Here is a 17221-nt window from a genome sequence, read left to right on the forward strand (position 1 = left end):
ATGGAACGGCTTTTTTTGGCGTATGGCTTGTAAGTAGGCAGTTGTATGGTTTAGGTTTCTAAAAAGTTGGTTGACAGAGTAAAGAAGCGGACGTATAATACTAAACGTAATCATAACGATTACTATAAAGAGAATCGGAGAGTATACACATGCTGAAAAGAAATCGCAGTAAATGGTTAACTATGTTCGTAATGTTGATGTCGGTCGTTCTTGTTATGAGTGCATGCGGAAAGAGTAATTCAAGCAATCAAGGCGCAAGCCCACCGGCAGAGCCTTCACAAACCGCAAGCAATGGAGCAGACAACGGGGAAGAAACTTCGCAGCCTAAGCTGCAGGTAGTTACGAGCTTCTATCCTCTCTATTATTTGGCAAGCGAGATTGGCGGAGAGCATGTAGAGGTCGTTAATCTGATTGCAGCGGGCGTAGAGCCGCATGACTGGACGCCTAAGAGCAAGGATCTAAGCACGGCGTCGAATGCGCAACTGCTGTTGTATCATGGAGCGGGACTCGAACTGTGGATTGACCAGTTTCTGAAAGGCCTCTCCAAGGACAGCAAGGTCGTGACCAAGGAAATGAGCGCCGGCATTTCGTTAATTAGCGGTAATGCCGATGATCATGATCATGCTCACGACCATGACGGCGAAGACCATGATCATGATGCGGAAGAAGGCCATTCGCATTCCCATGACACCGATCCCCATACATGGGTAAGCCCGAAATCGGCTATCATATTGGCAGAGAACGTAAAGTACAGCCTGATTGAGACGGACCCTGTGCATGAGGATTATTATACTGAACGGTTTGAAACGGTGAAGAACGAGCTGGTCCAACTGGACCAGAAGTATACAGAGGTGCTTGAGAAAGCGTCACAGAAAAACTTGGTCGTATCGCATCAGGCATTCGGTTATTTGGCGAGAGACTATGGACTTACACAGACTTCCATTATGGGTCTTAGCCCGGATGCAGAGCCGAGAGCGCAGGACATTCTGAAGATTGCCAAGTTTGTAAAGGAGAACGGCGTCAAGTATATCTTCTTCGAGGAGCTGGTGTCGGACCGCCTGGCGAAGACGCTGGCGAGCGAAGCTGGCGTAGAGACGATGGTGCTTAATCCGCTGGAAGGGCTAACGAAGGAACAAGAACAAACAGGGGCGACTTATGTGACTCTGATGGAAAGCAATTTGCAAAACTTGACGAAGGCATTACAATAGAATAGATTCAATTGGCGAAAACGGAGCTGTGATGGCTCCCTTTTTGCGCTAAGGAGAGGTACTATGCTTCTATCAAACGAAAAAAACGAGAGCGCGCAAGGCTGTCATCGCGAAGTGGTCGGCGTGGACGGCGTGTCGTTCTCCTATCAGCATAAGTCGGTGATGACGGATGTATCGTTCAGCGTCAAGGAACGGGATTTTATCGGACTCATCGGTACGAACGGTGCGGGCAAAACAACCCTTCTACGGATGATTGTCGGCCTGCTTCGGCCAACCGAGGGGCAGATCCGGCTATTCGGCGTGCCTGTGGAGAAGTTCAAGGATTGGGACCGGATCGGCTACGTGCCGCAAAAAAATTCGCTTAACCCCCAATTCCCCGCAACGGTGCGAGAAGTGGTTATGTCCGGGCTATACGGACGCAAGCGCTTGTTCCGGCCGATCGGCAAAGCAGACCACACCAAAGCCGCGGATGCACTAGAGGCGATGGGCATTACCGATCTGGCCGAGAAGCGGATCGGGCAGCTGTCCGGCGGACAGCAGCAGCGGGTGTTTTTGGCGAGGGCGTTGATTAATAATCCTTCGCTGCTCATTCTGGACGAACCGACTGTAGGTATCGATGCCGAGACGCAGCAAAGCTTCTTTCATATGATCAAGCATATGCATCAGCATCATAATATGACGTTTCTGATGGTGTCGCATGATATGGATATGATTAGAGCTTATCTTGGGCAAGAGCCGGCGGCCAATTCGGGCAAGTTGAATTTTTATATCCGGCATTCGCATGATACGCAAGACTGCGTAGAGCATAATCTGGCCCATAGCTTGCGGGGGCTTCGGGAGCAATTGGAAAGCGGGAGAGAGGTTGTTGGCATTGGAGATCGTAACTAGCGAGTTTTTTCAGAGAGCGCTCCTCGGCGGCGTATTGATCGGCATAACTGCCCCGCTTATGGGATTGTTTCTTGTCCTGAGAAGACTTTCGATGATTGGGGATACATTGTCCCATGTGGCGATAGCGGGTGTTGCGCTGGGATACATTATCGGTGTCTATCCGATTGCGGCGGGACTCGTATTCGCCATTGCTGCTTCCTTCGCTATAGAGAAGCTCCGCAAAGCCTATAAGACCTATGCGGAGCTGTCGCTCGCCATTATTATGTCCGGCGGAATCGCGCTGGCATCCTTGCTGTTTACCATGGGCCGCAGCTTCATGGACGTGAACAGCTACTTGTTCGGTAGCATCTATACGCTGGACGGGACCGATCTGTACACCATCGGCGGTGTCACACTTATTGTGCTGCTTGTAGTCGGCTTGCAGGCCAAGGAGCTGTTCCTCCTGTCATTCGATGAAGAGGCGGCTTCTGTGAGCGGCTTGCCCGTGCGATTCTATAATGTTATGATTAGCGTGCTTACCGCACTAGTGATTAGCGTTGCGATTAAGATTGTAGGCGCGCTCCTTGTATCTGCCTTGCTGACGATTCCGGCGGCATGCAGCCTTATTATCGCCCGCAGCTTCAAACAGAGCATCGTAACCGTCGTTCTGATCGGCGAATTGGCCGTAATCGGTGGTTTGATGATTGCAGGTATATGGAATTTGGCGCCAGGCGGAACGGTCGTATTGCTTCTGATTGCCATTCTGCTTCTGCTGCTTATGTTCCGGCGCACCCTGAGACTTGGCGGTTAGCATCAGCCAATAGGTATTGCGAAAGAGGTGCATATCTTGTCAGACATTAATATTTGGCTGGCGTTCGGAGCGGGCTTTGCTTCGTTTATTTCGCCATGCTGCCTGCCGCTTTATCCGTCCTACCTGTCGTACATAACCGGCATCTCTGTTTCTGAACTGAAGGATGCGCAGCTTACGAACAAAAAACGGATGCTCATGATGACGCATACGCTGTTTTTTGTACTTGGCTTTTGCACGGTTTATTATACGTTGGGCTACGGAACGAATGTATTCAGCGAATTCTTCAGTGAATACAATACACTGATTCGGCAATTATCCGCCATACTGATCATATTGATGGGCCTGTTCCTGATGGGCATCTTCCAGCCAAAGCTGCTGATGAAAGAACGCAGAATGAACTTGATGCCTAAGAAGGTTAACTATCTCAGCTCGTTTATTTTCGGCATTGGCTTCTCGGCAGGCTGGTCGCCTTGTATCGGTCCTGCGCTTACGGCTATTCTAGGGTTAGCCGCAGCAGAGCCGGGCACTTGGTTCGGCTTAACCTCGGCTTATGCATTAGGCTTCGCTATTCCGTTTTTTATTCTTGCCTTTTTCCTCGGGACGGCTCGCTGGATCTTGAAGTATTCCAGCATCGTCATGAAGATCGGCGGCGGCGTTATGATTTTGATGGGGGTTCTGCTATTCACGGATCAAATGACTAAAATCACCATTTGGCTCAACCAGATTACACCTGAGTTTTTGAAATTTTAAGTGAAATATTCTATTTTCGAATCTGGAAAATGCTCAAAGACGCGCTCCGATATAAACATGCGGAGCGCGTCTGCTTGTTCATCGGGATAGACGTACTTGCCTTGGCCCCAGCGTCCCCATTTGTACTTGCGCTTCTCCATATCCATCTCCAGCTTCGATTTCGGATATCGCTTCTCAATCACACTTTTTGCTGTCTTCGTAAACCGATGCTGGATTAGCTCGAACGTCAGATCTCCTCTGACGTCTTGGGGCAATGCGGCATTCAGCGCCTCCAGCAGCTCACCGTAGCCTTCCTCCCAGCCCTCATGCCATATAATCGGGGCAATGATGAAGCCGATCGGATAACCGGCCTTGGCAACCTTTGCAGCGGCTTCAATCCGCTGCTCGAAGCGGGAGGTGGAAGGCTCGAAGTGCTTGATGACGTATTTGCTGTTCACGCTGAAGCGGATGCGCGTATGGCCGTTATGCTCGGCATCCAGCAGGGAATCGACATGATGGAACTTGGTGACGAAGCGCAGCCTGGCGAGCGGCTGCTGACCCATATATTCGATTAACTCGCGAAGGCTGCCGGTGATCGGCTCCAGACCGACAGGGTCGGATGTACAGGCGGCCTCAAATCGCGTAATTTCGGGAGCCCGCTCGTCGATATAACCTTGGGCGGCTTCCAGGATATCGTCAATGTTGACATATACGCGGATATAAGGCTTTGCACCGAGCGTCGTCTGCAGATAGCAATAATGGCAGTGAGCCATACAGCCTGTTGCGATTGGAATCGCATATTCGGCAGAGGGCTTGGACGTATCGAATTTAAGCGTCTTCCGCAGGCCGACGACAAGCGTGCGTTTGGCGATTTTGTATTTCTCCAGCTCCGAATCGCCCGGCAAATTCATGATCCGGTTGTGGGAGGAGGTCATACGGTACGGAATGCCTTCTTTTTTAACCCACTCAAAGATCCGCTTGCCCTTGGGGTAATCCAGCGATGCGGGCTCGAAATAGACAAGCTCCGGTACGAAGGACAGGGCCTTGCGGTCGACTCTTGGAGGGCGCGATAGGATTTGCTGGGTCATAAAGTTGCCTCCTATTCAGGAATTGGTTAGCCGGACTAACATTAGAATTATTTCTATAACAGCTAGCTTTCCGTAACGGGCACCCGGGTAAACAGGTAAGATCACCAACTGCTGAGATTGCCGTCCAAATTTGTCGGACGGGTTGCAGACGATCTATTGAACAGTGTATGATACATAGAGTAAAGCCGAGCAATTGGGTAATGAAGCAAGGTAAGGAGGTTCTTGGGTGCCGACTCCGAGCATGGAAGACTACTTGGAACGAATCTATAAGCTCATCGATGAGAAGGGCTACGCGCGCGTATCGGATATAGCCGAGGGGCTGGAGGTCCATCCGTCTTCCGTAACGAAGATGATTCAGAAGCTGGATAAGGACAATTATCTTATATACGAGAAGTACCGCGGTCTGGTCCTCACGAACAAAGGGAAGAAGATGGGGAAACGGCTGGTTGACCGTCATCAGCTGCTGGAATCATTTTTGACGATTATCGGCGTGCAGGACGATAATATCTATACAGATGTAGAAGGTATTGAGCATCATCTGAGCTGGGATTCCATTACTTGCATCGAGACGCTGGTGGAATATTTCCGCAGGGATGAATCCAGACTGGAAGATTTGAAGGCGTTGCGTTCGGAGATGGATACCGAATAATACATAGGCAATAAAGAAGGTCAGCGGAACGGATTCCGCTGACCTTCTGTTGTATCAGACATTCGATTAATGATATTTTGGCATATCATCGTCGTCCTTGCCGCCCTCAATGACACGGAATGGTACGGTCTTGGATCGCGGGCGATCCCGTCTTGGCTTGGCCGACGTGCGGTTCTGCGTCACATGCGTGCGTGTCTGACTGCCACCTCCGCGCCGGCCGGACAGGAAGGAAGGGGGGTATTTGTAGAGCAGAAAGATGCCGCCAAGGATGACGATGGGCAAAATCAGGGAAATAGCGAATCTCGTAATGCCCACGACAATGCCGATCGCCAATAGAGCAAATATGATTATGGCGCCAGGGCTCCATCTTTTTCCTCGATTGTACATCCTCATCACGCCTTTATTAAGATTTGGACATTTGCTGGTCCAGCTCGCGCATCCGGTTGAAGGACGCAATCGATACCGCAACCTGCTCGTCTTTTGGTTCTTTTGTCGTCAGCAACTGCAGCCATAGGCCAGGGTAGCCGAGGAGACGAAGGAAAGGCACTTCGCGTACAGCGTTCGTTAATCTAAGCACTTCATAAGAGACGCCCAGCACGATAGGCAGCAATGCAAGACGGATAATGATGCGGTCCCATAAGCCTTGCCATTCAAATATCGGCAACGAGTAGATGACCACGCCTACGATAATCGTGAATACCATAAAGCTGGAGCCGCAGCGGTAATGAAGTCTGCTGTACTTTTGAACATTGCGGATAGTAAGCTCTTCGCCTGCTTCGTAAGCACTGATGACTTTATGTTCTGCCCCATGGTATTGGAACAAGCGCTTAATAAGCGGAGTCATCGATATGAAGTACAGGTAAGCCAGCAATAAGATGATCTTGATGAGTCCTTCTAATAAATTATGACCGACGGAGCTTTCGAATAACCCGCTGAACAATAATTCTTCCAGTGCCGCCGGTACGCCCGTGAACAGAACCTTGCCTGCAATAAAGGACAGGACGCCTGCGACGGCAACGCTAACGATCATGCCGGCGCTTAGGCCGCTTTTCTTTTCTTCCTTAGGCGGAGCCTTCTCTACAGGCTTGCCGTTCTTCGCGTCTTCCTCTGTCTCATCCTCCGCATAGGCTTCCATCGAGAAATTCAAATGTTGAGAGCCCTTGGCGCTGGATTCTACAATACCGATTACGCCGCGCAGAAACGGGATTTTCTTAAAGGGAGTCAGCCAACGCTGTGTCGTTCTTGGTACTTCGTAAAATACGATTTCATCGTTCTTGCGTCTTACGGCTGTCACGTTCACGTGCTTGCCCTGGAACATGACGCCTTCAATGACGGCTTGTCCGCCATAAATATTACGTGGGTCCTGAGACAAAAGCGTGTCACCTTCCTCGAATTCTCTTCTAAAATAGTCTTGCTTCTATTGTACTTGATCTGTCGTCTAATTGCGAGTCGCACCAGCCTTGCAAGGACTTGGATGATCGGATAGCGAGCGGTTACAGGTCCACTCTTTGTCGCATACTAGAAGAAAGAGGTGCAAGGCTTGCCACGTAAAATGCGCAAAGGAGCGATCGCTATGGCTAATGCACATGACCATCATAGAAGGAGCAGGGATGAACGCCATCGAACGAATCCATGGCTGTATGCCATTCAGATCGGTTTTTTTGCCGGTTTATTTTTTGGCATCCTTCGGTGGATATGCTATGAGATGAGATTTACAACGCTTCTTCCGGGATTTATGCTGGATCCGTTCTTCCGGCATTTGTTCTTGAAGTCGGCATGGGGTTATGTCGCCGGCATTGCCGCCTTCATCGTATTCTCGATCGTGATGGCCCTTCTGTACATGGTGGTGCTGAGAAGGCTGAAAGGGCCTTGGCCCGGCATCTTCTTCGGGCTGGCTGTATGGGCAGTCTTATACATCGGCATCGGTCCGCTTATCGGCATGATGGGGTGGCTGACACAAATCGGCTGGAATACGATCTATACAGAGCTATGCATATCGACGCTATGGGGTGTGTTTATCGGCTATTCTATCGCCTTTGAGTTTACGGATGAGGTGTCGCGCGAGCCGATGGGAGCGAAGAACTGAGTTGTTACTTCTCAAGGGGCGGGCATTTGTGGTAAAATGTCTTGTGATCTTCGACGAGATTGACCATCGTTCGCCCAGGAGGTGCAGGCATGCTCAGAATTGCAGTGCTTAACGGTCCTAACTTAAATATGCTGGGCATACGCGAGCCTGGCGTATACGGCAATGAATCGCTATCCGCGATTGAGGCGCAGGTCAAGAGCAAGGGAGATGAGCTGGGAATCCAGGTCTCATGCTTCCAAACCAATCATGAAGGCATCATGATCGACCGCATACATAGCGCATATGGCAGCGAGGACGGCATCATTATTAACCCCGGTGCATGGACCCACTACAGCTACGCGATCCGTGATGCGCTTAGCGCAATATCGGTGCCGATCGTGGAAGTGCATCTATCCAACATTCATAAGAGAGAAGCGTTCCGGCATGTGTCCGTCGTAGCTCCGATCGCCCTCGGGCAGATCGCGGGTTTCGGAGCATCGGGGTATCTGATGGCTCTGGACGTGCTGGTGCGCAAACTTCGAAGCGAGAGCAGCGAGGAATGAGAGGGAGAGCGATATGACGACAAAAAGAGTAGAGCGGCTGCGCAAGCTGCTGGAAGAGAACGGCCTGGATGCACTGCTGATCGCAAGCCCGCATAACAGACGCTACATCAGCGGTTTTACAGGTTCGGCAGGTTTTGTACTCATTACTTCCGGGGATAACTATTTCCTGACAGACTTCCGCTATCGCGAGCAAGCGGCGAAGCAGGTTCAAGGATTCCAGGTCATCGAGCATGGAGTAAGCCCGATTGATGACATTCGGGGGATTCTGGAGAAAGAAGGCATCGCTTCGCTCGGGTTCGAGCAGGAGCATGTAAGCTATGGCGAATATCTCCAGTGGGGCAAGACGCTGAAGGCCATCCAGCTGAAGCCCGCTGCAGCACTGGTCGAGAAGCTGCGTATGATTAAGGATGATGCGGAGCTGCAAGTGATGCAGGAGGCTGCCGATCTGGCAGATAGGACGTTCCAGCACATACTTGGCGTTCTGGCGACTGGAATTCGGGAGTCCGATATCGCGCTTGAGATGGAAGTCTTTATGCGCAGCAATGGCGCAACAAGTTCATCCTTCGATACCATTGTCGCTTCCGGAGAGCGCTCTGCATTGCCGCATGGCGTGGCAAGCGACCGAAGGCTTGGCTCGGACGAATTCGTGAAGCTTGACTTTGGCGCTTACTACAACGGGTATTGCTCTGATTTGACCCGAACGGTTGTCATCGGCAAGCCAAGCGACAAACATAAGGAAATCTACAATATCGTGCTTGAAGCGCAGCTGCATGCGCTCGCGAACATCCGTCCCGGCATGACCGGCATGGAGGCGGACGCGCTCTGCCGCGACATTATTACGAAGCATGGCTACGGCGATAACTTCGGACACGGTACAGGACACGGGCTTGGCATGGAGGTTCACGAAGCGCCAAGACTTTCGCGTCTCAGCGATACGATTTTAACCCCCGGCATGACCGTTACGGTAGAACCCGGCATCTACGTCCCAGGCTTTGGCGGCGTACGCATCGAGGATGATATCGTCATTACGGAATCCGGTATTAAAATATTAACCTCATCTCCGAAGGAGCTCATCTGCCTGGGATAGGAACTATTCATTCAGGAGGGAATCAGCAATGATTTCAGTAAACGATTTTAAGACAGGCTTGACTGTACAAGTAGACAACGACATCTTCACCGTCCTGGACTTCCAGCACGTAAAACCGGGCAAAGGCGCTGCATTCGTGCGTTCCAAGCTGAAAAATCTTCGCAACGGCAACGTTGTCGAGAAAACATTCCGTGCAGGCGAGACGATCGGCCGCGCCCAAATCGAGAACAGAGCGGTTCAATATCTGTACAACTCCGGTTCCGAATATACGTTCATGGACAACGAGACGTTCGACCAGTTCAACCTGGACAAGAAACAGCTTGAGTGGGAGCTTAACTTCCTGAAAGAAAACATGACCGTTAACATTACAAGCTACCAAGGCGAAATCCTCGGTATCCAAATGCCGAACAGCGTGGATCTGAAGGTAACAGAGACTGAGCCTGGCGTAAAAGGCAACACCGCTCAAGGCGCTACGAAAAATGCAACGGTAGAAACAGGTCTGACGGTACAAGTTCCGTTGTTCATCAACGAAGGCGATGTGCTCCTGATCGATACGCGCGAAGGCAAATATATCTCCAGAGCGTAATCTTGCTTCGATGTCGCATCAAGCCGTCTCCAAGGTCATTATACGACCGGGAGACGGTTTTTTTTGTGTCAGAGTCCTCATCGTGCATAAATGTACGCGTTCATACGATAACGCGGCAGGGCGGAAATGTTTTTTGTTCGGAGCTATACCCATGGGCAGGGCTCCTGTGGTATAATATGAACTTGTATGTAGATGTCAAGGTTGGGAGTGAAACAGCTTTGTCTTTGATCGTGATGAAGTTTGGCGGCAGCTCCGTGGGTACGCCGGAGCGAATGCTGCGTGTAGCAAAACGTATATTGGAGAGGCAGCAAGCAGGCAACGATATCGTTGTCGTGGTTTCTGCCATGGGTGATACGACAGACGATTTAATCGATCAGTCGAAGGGGCTGAACCTGAATCCGCCTGCCCGCGAGATGGATATGCTGATGACGGTCGGTGAACAAATTTCGATAGCTTTGCTTGCAATGACCATTCATCAGTTAGGCGGCAAGGCCATGTCGCTGACTGGCTGGCAAGCTGGCATGAAGACGAACGAGGTTCACGGCAAAGCCAAAATTACCGATATTGATCCAAGTCGGATTTTCAAAGCGCTTGAGGCGGGAAATGTGGCAGTGGTTGCCGGTTTCCAGGGCATGAGTGAAGACGGCGAGATTACAACGCTTGGACGCGGCGGTTCCGATACAACAGCTGTTGCGCTTGCGGCAGCAGTCAAAGCCGATGTATGCGAAATTTACACGGATGTGGACGGCGTATATTCGACTGATCCGCGCGTGGTGAAGAACGCCCGCAAGCTGAATGAAATTTCGTATGACGAAATGCTCGAATTGGCGAATTTGGGTGCGGCTGTCCTGCATCCTCGCGCCGTTGAATATGCGAAGCACTACAATGTGAAGCTGGTCGTTCGTTCGAGCTTCACGCAGAATGAAGGTACAAGTGTGAAGGAGGATGCGGTCATGGAACAAGGCGTGGTCGTGCGCGGAATCGCTTTTGATAAAAACGTGGCTAGAATCAGTATTATGGGCGTGGAGGATGTGCCGGGCGTTCTGGCTAACGTATTCGGCGCGCTTGCCAACAACGGCATTGACGTAGATATAATCGTTCAGAGCGGTGTGCAGGACGGCAAAGCCGACTTCTCATTCACGCTGTCGGGAGACGACAGAGAGAAAGCGATTGAAGTCATTGAAGGCGTTCGCTCTCTTGTGACGTATAGAGAAACCACCTCGGAATCCGGCCTTGTGAAAGTGTCAATCGTTGGAGCTGGCATGGTCAGCAACCCTGGCGTAGCGGCTCAAATGTTCTCGGCCATTTCTACGCTTGGCGTAAGCATCAAGATGGTCAGCACTTCCGAAATCAAATGTTCTTGCGTAATTGCGGCAGAGCCGCTGCATGAAGTTGTTCGCGCTCTTCACTCGGCGTATGGACTTGATACGACAGAGCAAGTATATGTCGGCGGTCCGTCCGAACGCCGTTAATTGCACTTATTCACATAATTGTTGAACAAAGAGGGTGTCCCGATGGGGGCACCCTCTTTTGTCTGAACGAGCAAATATCGGCTATGGAGATCCGCCAAACAACTTGAACAGCTTGTATAAGATGGCTGTAATGCCTGCCGCCATCAACGGCCCGACAGGTATGCCTCTTAACAATATGATTCCGACAATCGAGCCGAGCACGAGACCTACGACAATCTGCGGGTCCATCTTCAGAAGATCCAGCCCTCTGCTGTTAATGAAGGTAGCAAGTGCTCCACCGGTCAAGGCAAGTATGCCGGGCCATGAGGTAAGCACTGCGGTGAAATCCTTGAATTGAATGCGTTCGGCCGCGAAAGGAACCAGTACACTCACCGTCAGAAACAACAATCCAAGCTCAAGCCCCCGCCGCTCAATCGCAGGCAAAAATCTCTCCAGATGAACAAGCTTGATCGCGAGCAGCAAGCAAGCGGCCGTAGCAATGATGGGCGAGCGGGCAATAACGCCTATAAGAATAAGAATGACGAGAATCAGTTCTCCAACCATAGAATGAGCTCCTATCCTATCCAACGCGGCGCTCCCGCGGAGCAGCCTACCTCATTATATGGACGGGCTCGTTTCGTTATGACAACTCGCGAAGGATGAGACGGTCGCCTGAAAGGCAGGGTACGGCGTTCAGTACATTCACGCGCGCGCATGCCTCGATATCTTCCCTTAATCCCAGCTTGAGCAGTCTCTTGCCGGATTGGCTGTGCATCAGTGTCTCCAGAATATCCTCAGCTCGATCTCGATACAAGGCGTGCATTGCAATTCCGAAGTCGTCCAGCTCGATATTCCCGCCTTTTAGCTTCAACAATTCCTCGATAAGCAGCCCGGCGCATAGTCCGTCTTCAATCGCAAAATCATCATGGCTGCCTGCGCATAGCAGGACCACATCTCTTTGCAGATGGAGAGCATATTTGGCTGCAGCTGCCGCATTCAACAGTGATGCGGCTATAATGCTCTCCGCCTTTGTGGACTTATGAATGGCTCTTGTGCCATTCGTGGTGGTCAATATAATTCTGCGTCCACGCACAACGTCCGCATGATACTCCTTTGGCGAATTTCCAAGATCGAAGCCGGCAATTTTACGGCAAAAGCGTTCTCCGCCCATCAAGTCCTCAGGCCGCTGAAGCGAGCGGGCATCCATCACTGTCTCGGCTGGCACGATGCTGGCGGCTCCTGCGGATAAGGCGGTAACGATCGTACTCGTCGCTCTCAGAACATCGATTGCGAAGGCTGTTTTATGATGAAAGTTCGCCGAACATGCCTCGTTCACGCTGGATATTACCTGGACGTGCATAATCCATTCTCCGTTCCTTAAATCATATAATCGGGATCGGCCGATTGCTGGCCGAATCCGAAGGTGTCTGCGCGCAGTCCACGGCGCATCGCTTCCAGGGACAACGCTTCGCCGGGAGCGATGTTGCCCAGATGGACCCCGGCGCCGAATTGCAGCAGAAGTTCTGCTTGCTGATTCTTCAAGGGAGCTTCCCATATTAAGCGGCTTGCTTGATCGACTTTGCCAAGCACATCTTCGAGAATGCTTTCCTTGCAATGTCCGTGCTCATCGAAGAGACCGATATTGATTCCCGACTCCCTGGCTTCTACCGCGACCATCTCTGCCCCGGCTTCCCAGTCGCAGTGGGCTGTGAAGGCAAGCTCCTCCGGGTCAATCTCGGAACCAGCCGCTTTCTTGCCGTATTCGGTTACTACGATCAGCCCTCGGCTGACGCATTCCTTAATGAGTGAAGTCCGGCGGATACGGTCCAGTTCGATGGTGCCGTCTGAGATCTCGACGCCGGTAAAGCCAAGCGAGCAGATTCTGTCGAGAAACGACGCGACCGCTCCTTGCTGGATGGCAACTTCCAGCAGCGTACCGCCGGGCATCATGACCAAATTGGAATCGGAAGCGAGTTTCAGCTTTTTGCGCAATAAATCCTGATCATACAGGACGGCGGTTCCGAATCCAAGCTTGACGATGTCGACGAATGGTCCCGCGGTTTGAATGAAATCGGTAAAGGCGTTTAAGCCCATCCCTTTGTCGATGACCATCGTTTTGCCAAGCCCCTTTCTCCGCTCCGCGATCCTGCGGCCGCTAGGGTCTCTTAAGAGCTGATGCCAGTTGTCCAGTACAGCACTCTTCATGTTCTCAGTTCTCCTCGCTTGATTGATCTTCCAACACTATATGCGGATGGCACTGGGCAGGTGCCCGGCATGAATAGGAGACAAGCATGCATATACATACAAAAAGCCTTTGGAACGAAAGGAGGTTCTTTACGTTGCTGAACAAAATCGTTCTAAGTATGGCGATGCTGCGCCTGTTGTCTGGCAGTATCGAGATTTGCGCAGCTTTAATCATGCTCAGGATGAATCAGATCGACAAGGCGCTTGTCGTGAATTCATCGCTCGCGTTTGTGGGTCCGATAATCTTGATCGCGACGACTACCATCGGCCTTGTCGGACTGTCCGACAAGCTGTCGGCATCCAAGTTCGTATGGGTAGCTGTCGGCGTCATCTGCCTGATGATTGGCATATTAAAAAAATAGTAGAGTGCGAATCTAGCAAATCCGTTCATATTTCCAGCAGACAAGCATACACATGTAACGACATAAGACAAACATTGGGGAGTGAAGGAAGCATGCTGTCCCATGTATCCCATTTGTTGCCGCTGGAACTGAAGAAGCTGCTGGATGGATTGCCGGCAGATGTAAAAGGTTCGCTTGAGGAAATACGCATACGGGAGAATCGACCGCTTGAGATCTCCTATCGCGGAGGGTATAGGTTTGTGGGGACTGACGGAAGTTTGAAGCTTCATTCAGAAGGTTCCTTAAAACCCACGGCCGAGCAATGCCGCAAACTTCTGGAGCGCATTACGAATTATTCGCTTTATGCCATGGAAGAAGAACTGAGAAGAGGCTACATTACCGTATCGGGCGGACATCGAATCGGACTAGCCGGCCGCACGATTCTCGATGGCGGCAGCGTCCGCGGCATTCGGGATATTGGCGGTTTCAATATCCGGATTGCAAGAGAGGTGATTGGCGCGGCGACCCATCTTTTGCCCAAGCTCATCGATAAGGCGCGAGGCAGTGTTGGGTCCACGCTTATACTGGCTCCGCCGCAGCAAGGCAAAACGACGCTGATCCGGGATATCGCCAGAACACTTAGCTATGGCAGCCAGATGGGGAGCGAAAGAGGAGCTTTTGCGGGCAAAAAGGTAGGAATTGTAGATGAACGCTCCGAAATTGCCGCTTGCGTCAGAGGCATACCGACGTTCGACGTCGGTCCGCGAACGGATATCATGGATGCTTGCCCGAAAGCGGAAGGCATGATGATGCTGCTGAGGTCCATGTCTCCCGAGGTGCTGATTGTCGATGAGATTGGCCGGCCTGAGGATATCGATGCGATTCGGGAGGCAAGTCACGCCGGGGTAAGTGTCGTCGCAACCGCTCATGCCTTCGATGTGCAGGATGCCAAAGGAAGACCGGAGTTGTACAGGCTTATTCAGGAAGGGGCATTCGCCCATATCGTAGAGCTGAAGCGGTCGCTGGACGGCATCATGCACCGCATCGTAAGTGCAAGTGTGCTGCAGCAAGCCGCCAGCGCCAAGAGCAAGGAACAACCCTTCGTTATGAAACTGGCTGAAGCCGGAGTTTTCCGGAGGGAGGAATGATCAAGCTGATCGGCGCAGTGCTCATCCTGGTAGCCGGTACGCTAATCGGTTTTCAGCAAGCCGCGAAGTTTGCGGAACGACCCAGACAGCTGAGGCAGCTCGCTCATGCACTGCAGCGGCTCGAGACCGAGATCGGTTATGGTCATACGCCTTTGCCAGAAGCGCTGGAGCGCACGGCGGAAGCTTCTGCGGAGCCGATCGCCGCGCTGTTTCGGAACGCATCCGAGCAATTGAACGGAGAAGAAGGCTTATCCTTTCAAGAATGCTGGGAACGGTCCATTCAGAAATGCTGGATCGAAACCTCGATGAAGGCGAGCGAAAAAGCGGTCATGCTCCGGCTTGGATCAACGCTTGGCATCAGTGACAAGGAAGATCAGATGAAGCACTTGCGGCTTGCGCTGCTGCAACTGAAATCGGAAGAGGACGCGGCAAGGGACGACCAGGGGCGATATGAAAAGATGTGGAAAAGTCTCGGAGCATTGCTCGCTGTGCTGATCATCATTTTGATGGTGTAAGAGGGTGCGCTACTTATGAACATGGATGTCAGCGCCATATTTCAAATCGCTGGAATCGGCATCATTATTGCAATGATTCATTCCGTTCTGAAGCAGATGGGGAAGGAAGACATGGCGCATTGGGTAACCGTAATCGGATTTGTCGTCGTATTGTTTATGGTTGTTCGGCTGCTGAATGACTTGTTCCAGGAAATAAAAACGATCTTTCTGTTCCAGTAGGTGAACGCGGTGGAAATGATACAAATCGTTGGCCTCGGTCTGATGGCGACCGTGCTGATCCTGGTCGTCAAAGAGCAGAAGCCGATGTTCGCTTTCCTTCTAGCGGCATTCACGGGATTGTTTATCTTCCTATATGTAATCGGCAAGATAGAAGCCGTGATCAAGGTGCTTGAGGATCTGGGAAACCGGTCGGGTATTCCTTCAATTTATCTGAAGACGGTTCTGAAGATTATCGGAATAGCCTATATCGCCGAATTCGGAGCCCAGATTGTACGGGACGCAGGTCAGGAAAGCATCGCGTCCAAAATAGAATTTGCCGGCAAAGTATTTATTCTCGTCATGGCCATCCCGATTATTAGCGTCATCGTTGAGACGGTTATGGGGTTGCTGCCGGCGGGGAGCGGAACATGATGGCGCAAGCGCGTGCCGGCGGCGCCGCAAAGCTGCAACTGCTGGTATGGCTGTTTCTTCTCGTCCTGTCCATCATGCCGGTCGGCGTGAATGCGGAGAGAGGGGCGGAGGGCAGCTACGCAGCAGCTCCGCAAGCCGCGGGAACAGATGTCAACGAAATGATGAAGGAACAAGCGGGCCTTATGGAGACGGAGCCTGTCGAGGATTACTGGAACAAGCTCCGGGAGCAATATGGCGGCTTCTTCCCGGATCAGAAGGTTCCGAGCTTCAGCGAGATGCTGCTGCCGGGCGGCGGACTTAAGCTGACGGATGTGCTAAAGGGGCTTCTTCGGTACCTCTGGCACGAAGTGCTGTACAATGGCAAGCTGCTGGTTACGATCGTACTTCTGACCGTATTCAGCATGGTACTGGAAACGTTGCAGAATGCATTTGAGCGAAATTCCATCAGCAAAGTGGCCTATTCCGTAACCTACATGGTGCTGGTCATCATTGCAGTTAACAGCTTTCATGTTGCGATCGGGTATGCCAGGGATGCGATAGAAAGCATGATTGCCTTTATGCTGGCGATGGTTCCGCTTCTGCTGACGCTGCTGGCCTCGATGGGAAGCGTCGTGACTGTATCGGTCCTGCATCCGTTGATTATCTTTATGATACATATTGTGGGGACGGTCATCTACAGCTTCGTGTTCCCGCTGTTGTTCTTCTCCGCCGTACTTCATATCGCAAGCGCGCTGTCGGAGAAGTTCAAGGTAACCCAGCTGGCCAATCTGCTTCGGAATGTAGCAGTAGGCTCACTCGGCGTCCTGGTTACGATATTTCTCGGTGTCATATCCGTCCAGGGGGCGACCGGTGCTGTAACGGATGGCGTAACGCTCCGGGCGGCCAAGTTCGTAACGGGCAATTTCGTACCCGTTGTAGGCCGGATGTTCTCCGATGCGGCGGACACAGTCATCTCTGCTTCGATGCTGGCGAAAAACGCGGTCGGACTTGCAGGCGTCATCATCCTGCTGTTCCTGAGTGCATTCCCTGCACTGAAAATATTAACGCTGGCGCTCATCTACAATGTATCAGCCGCCGTGATGCAGCCGCTCGGCGATTCGCCTATCGTTCACTGCTTACAGACGATCGGCAAAACGATGATTTTTGTATTCGCCGCTTTGGCAGCGGTCAGCCTGATGTTTTTTCTGGCGGTGACGATTATCCTGACTGCCGGCAACGCAGCGCTGATGGTGAGGTAGA

22 protein-coding genes are annotated in these 17221 nt (G+C 51.7%); 16 read left to right on the forward strand and 6 right to left on the reverse strand.

What is annotated here, in order from left to right:
• Nucleotides 1-149: 149 nt before the first annotated feature.
• The 4 genes from D3P07_RS06780 to D3P07_RS06795 all read left to right on the forward strand — a co-directional run bounded on the left by D3P07_RS06780 (nucleotide 150) and on the right by D3P07_RS06795 (nucleotide 3636).
• Complete coding sequence (locus D3P07_RS06780; RefSeq protein WP_119799435.1) at nucleotides 150-1208, forward strand: metal ABC transporter solute-binding protein, Zn/Mn family; 1059 nt, start codon at nucleotides 150-152, stop codon at nucleotides 1206-1208.
• Nucleotides 1209-1370: 162 nt separating this feature from the next.
• Complete coding sequence (locus D3P07_RS06785) at nucleotides 1371-2096, forward strand: metal ABC transporter ATP-binding protein (protein WP_483870194.1); 726 nt, start codon at nucleotides 1371-1373, stop codon at nucleotides 2094-2096.
• Nucleotides 2080-2886: a metal ABC transporter permease gene (locus D3P07_RS06790; RefSeq protein ID WP_119799992.1), complete on the forward strand. Its 807-nt coding sequence runs from the start codon at nucleotides 2080-2082 to the stop codon at nucleotides 2884-2886. The genes D3P07_RS06785 and D3P07_RS06790 overlap by 17 nt, the downstream gene beginning before the upstream one ends.
• 36 nt (nucleotides 2887-2922) lie before the next feature.
• Complete coding sequence (locus D3P07_RS06795; RefSeq protein ID WP_119799437.1) at nucleotides 2923-3636, forward strand: cytochrome c biogenesis CcdA family protein; 714 nt, start codon at nucleotides 2923-2925, stop codon at nucleotides 3634-3636.
• Here D3P07_RS06795 and splB read toward each other — a convergent pair.
• On the reverse strand, nucleotides 3633-4703 hold the full coding sequence (gene splB, locus D3P07_RS06800; protein WP_119799438.1) for a spore photoproduct lyase: 1071 nt from the start codon (nucleotides 4701-4703) through the stop codon (nucleotides 3633-3635). The genes D3P07_RS06795 and splB overlap by 4 nt on opposite strands.
• A 226-nt stretch (nucleotides 4704-4929) precedes the next feature.
• On the opposite strand from splB, the gene mntR reads away from it, so the two are divergent.
• Nucleotides 4930-5352, forward strand: a complete 423-nt coding sequence (mntR, locus tag D3P07_RS06805) for a transcriptional regulator MntR (protein WP_119799439.1) — start codon at nucleotides 4930-4932, stop codon at nucleotides 5350-5352.
• A 66-nt stretch (nucleotides 5353-5418) separates the two neighbouring features.
• On the opposite strand, the gene D3P07_RS06810 is transcribed toward mntR, so the two are convergent.
• Nucleotides 5419-5739 carry a hypothetical protein gene (locus D3P07_RS06810; protein WP_119799440.1) on the reverse strand — a complete coding sequence of 107 codons (321 nt, stop codon included), beginning with the start codon at nucleotides 5737-5739 and terminating at the stop codon, nucleotides 5419-5421.
• Nucleotides 5740-5755: 16 nt separating this feature from the next.
• Complete coding sequence (locus D3P07_RS06815) at nucleotides 5756-6670, reverse strand: DUF1385 domain-containing protein (protein ID WP_119799993.1); 915 nt, start codon at nucleotides 6668-6670, stop codon at nucleotides 5756-5758.
• Between the two features lie 255 nt (nucleotides 6671-6925).
• Here D3P07_RS06815 and D3P07_RS06820 point away from each other — a divergent pair, with 255 nt between their 5' ends.
• The 5 genes from D3P07_RS06820 to D3P07_RS06840 all read left to right on the forward strand — a co-directional run bounded on the left by D3P07_RS06820 (nucleotide 6926) and on the right by D3P07_RS06840 (nucleotide 11125).
• Entirely contained in the window at nucleotides 6926-7438 is a 513-nt protein-coding gene (locus D3P07_RS06820) for a YqhR family membrane protein (RefSeq protein WP_259391384.1), read from the forward strand.
• Nucleotides 7439-7527: 89 nt separating this feature from the next.
• The gene (aroQ, locus tag D3P07_RS06825; RefSeq protein WP_119799442.1) at nucleotides 7528-7980 is read left to right on the forward strand and encodes a type II 3-dehydroquinate dehydratase; all 453 of its coding nucleotides are present in this window, start codon (nucleotides 7528-7530) and stop codon (nucleotides 7978-7980) included.
• A 13-nt stretch (nucleotides 7981-7993) separates the two neighbouring features.
• Nucleotides 7994-9067: a M24 family metallopeptidase gene (locus tag D3P07_RS06830; protein WP_119799443.1), complete on the forward strand. Its 1074-nt coding sequence runs from the start codon at nucleotides 7994-7996 to the stop codon at nucleotides 9065-9067.
• Nucleotides 9068-9095: 28 nt separating this feature from the next.
• Nucleotides 9096-9653: an elongation factor P gene (gene efp, locus D3P07_RS06835; RefSeq protein ID WP_119799444.1), complete on the forward strand. Its 558-nt coding sequence runs from the start codon at nucleotides 9096-9098 to the stop codon at nucleotides 9651-9653.
• Between the two features lie 218 nt (nucleotides 9654-9871).
• Complete coding sequence (locus D3P07_RS06840) at nucleotides 9872-11125, forward strand: aspartate kinase (RefSeq protein WP_119799445.1); 1254 nt, start codon at nucleotides 9872-9874, stop codon at nucleotides 11123-11125.
• An 81-nt stretch (nucleotides 11126-11206) separates the two neighbouring features.
• Here the strand turns inward: D3P07_RS06840 and D3P07_RS06845 are convergent, their stop codons facing one another.
• From D3P07_RS06845 to comA, 3 genes are all read right to left on the reverse strand, one after another.
• On the reverse strand, nucleotides 11207-11668 hold the full coding sequence (locus D3P07_RS06845) for a DUF441 domain-containing protein (RefSeq protein ID WP_119799446.1): 462 nt from the start codon (nucleotides 11666-11668) through the stop codon (nucleotides 11207-11209).
• Between the two features lie 76 nt (nucleotides 11669-11744).
• Nucleotides 11745-12464 carry a 2-phosphosulfolactate phosphatase gene (locus D3P07_RS06850; RefSeq protein ID WP_119799447.1) on the reverse strand — a complete coding sequence of 240 codons (720 nt, stop codon included), beginning with the start codon at nucleotides 12462-12464 and terminating at the stop codon, nucleotides 11745-11747.
• A gap of 17 nt (nucleotides 12465-12481) precedes the next feature.
• A complete protein-coding gene (gene comA / locus D3P07_RS06855) occupies nucleotides 12482-13309 on the reverse strand; it encodes a phosphosulfolactate synthase (RefSeq protein WP_119799448.1) in 828 nt (275 codons plus the stop codon).
• Between the two features lie 134 nt (nucleotides 13310-13443).
• On the opposite strand from comA, the gene D3P07_RS06860 reads away from it, so the two are divergent.
• The 6 genes from D3P07_RS06860 (at nucleotide 13444) to spoIIIAE (ending at nucleotide 17220) form a co-directional block, all read left to right on the forward strand.
• Entirely contained in the window at nucleotides 13444-13710 is a 267-nt protein-coding gene (locus D3P07_RS06860; RefSeq protein ID WP_182914208.1) for a YqhV family protein, read from the forward strand.
• Nucleotides 13711-13802: 92 nt separating this feature from the next.
• A complete protein-coding gene (spoIIIAA, locus tag D3P07_RS06865; protein ID WP_119799450.1) occupies nucleotides 13803-14837 on the forward strand; it encodes a stage III sporulation protein AA in 1035 nt (344 codons plus the stop codon).
• A complete protein-coding gene (spoIIIAB, locus tag D3P07_RS06870; RefSeq protein ID WP_119799451.1) occupies nucleotides 14834-15352 on the forward strand; it encodes a stage III sporulation protein SpoIIIAB in 519 nt (172 codons plus the stop codon). Before spoIIIAA ends, spoIIIAB begins: the two co-directional genes overlap by 4 nt.
• Before the next feature lie 15 nt (nucleotides 15353-15367).
• The gene (gene spoIIIAC / locus D3P07_RS06875; RefSeq protein WP_119799452.1) at nucleotides 15368-15571 is read left to right on the forward strand and encodes a stage III sporulation protein AC; all 204 of its coding nucleotides are present in this window, start codon (nucleotides 15368-15370) and stop codon (nucleotides 15569-15571) included.
• A 9-nt stretch (nucleotides 15572-15580) separates the two neighbouring features.
• Nucleotides 15581-15982, forward strand: coding sequence for a stage III sporulation protein AD (spoIIIAD, locus tag D3P07_RS06880; RefSeq protein WP_119799994.1), 402 nt, complete (start codon nucleotides 15581-15583; stop codon nucleotides 15980-15982).
• Complete coding sequence (gene spoIIIAE, locus D3P07_RS06885) at nucleotides 15979-17220, forward strand: stage III sporulation protein AE (RefSeq protein WP_259391385.1); 1242 nt, start codon at nucleotides 15979-15981, stop codon at nucleotides 17218-17220. The genes spoIIIAD and spoIIIAE overlap by 4 nt, the downstream gene beginning before the upstream one ends.
• The last annotated feature ends 1 nt before the right edge of the window (nucleotide 17221 follow it).

The organism is Paenibacillus sp. 1011MAR3C5 (assembly GCF_003591485.1).
GTDB lineage: Bacteria > Bacillota > Bacilli > Paenibacillales > Paenibacillaceae > Pristimantibacillus.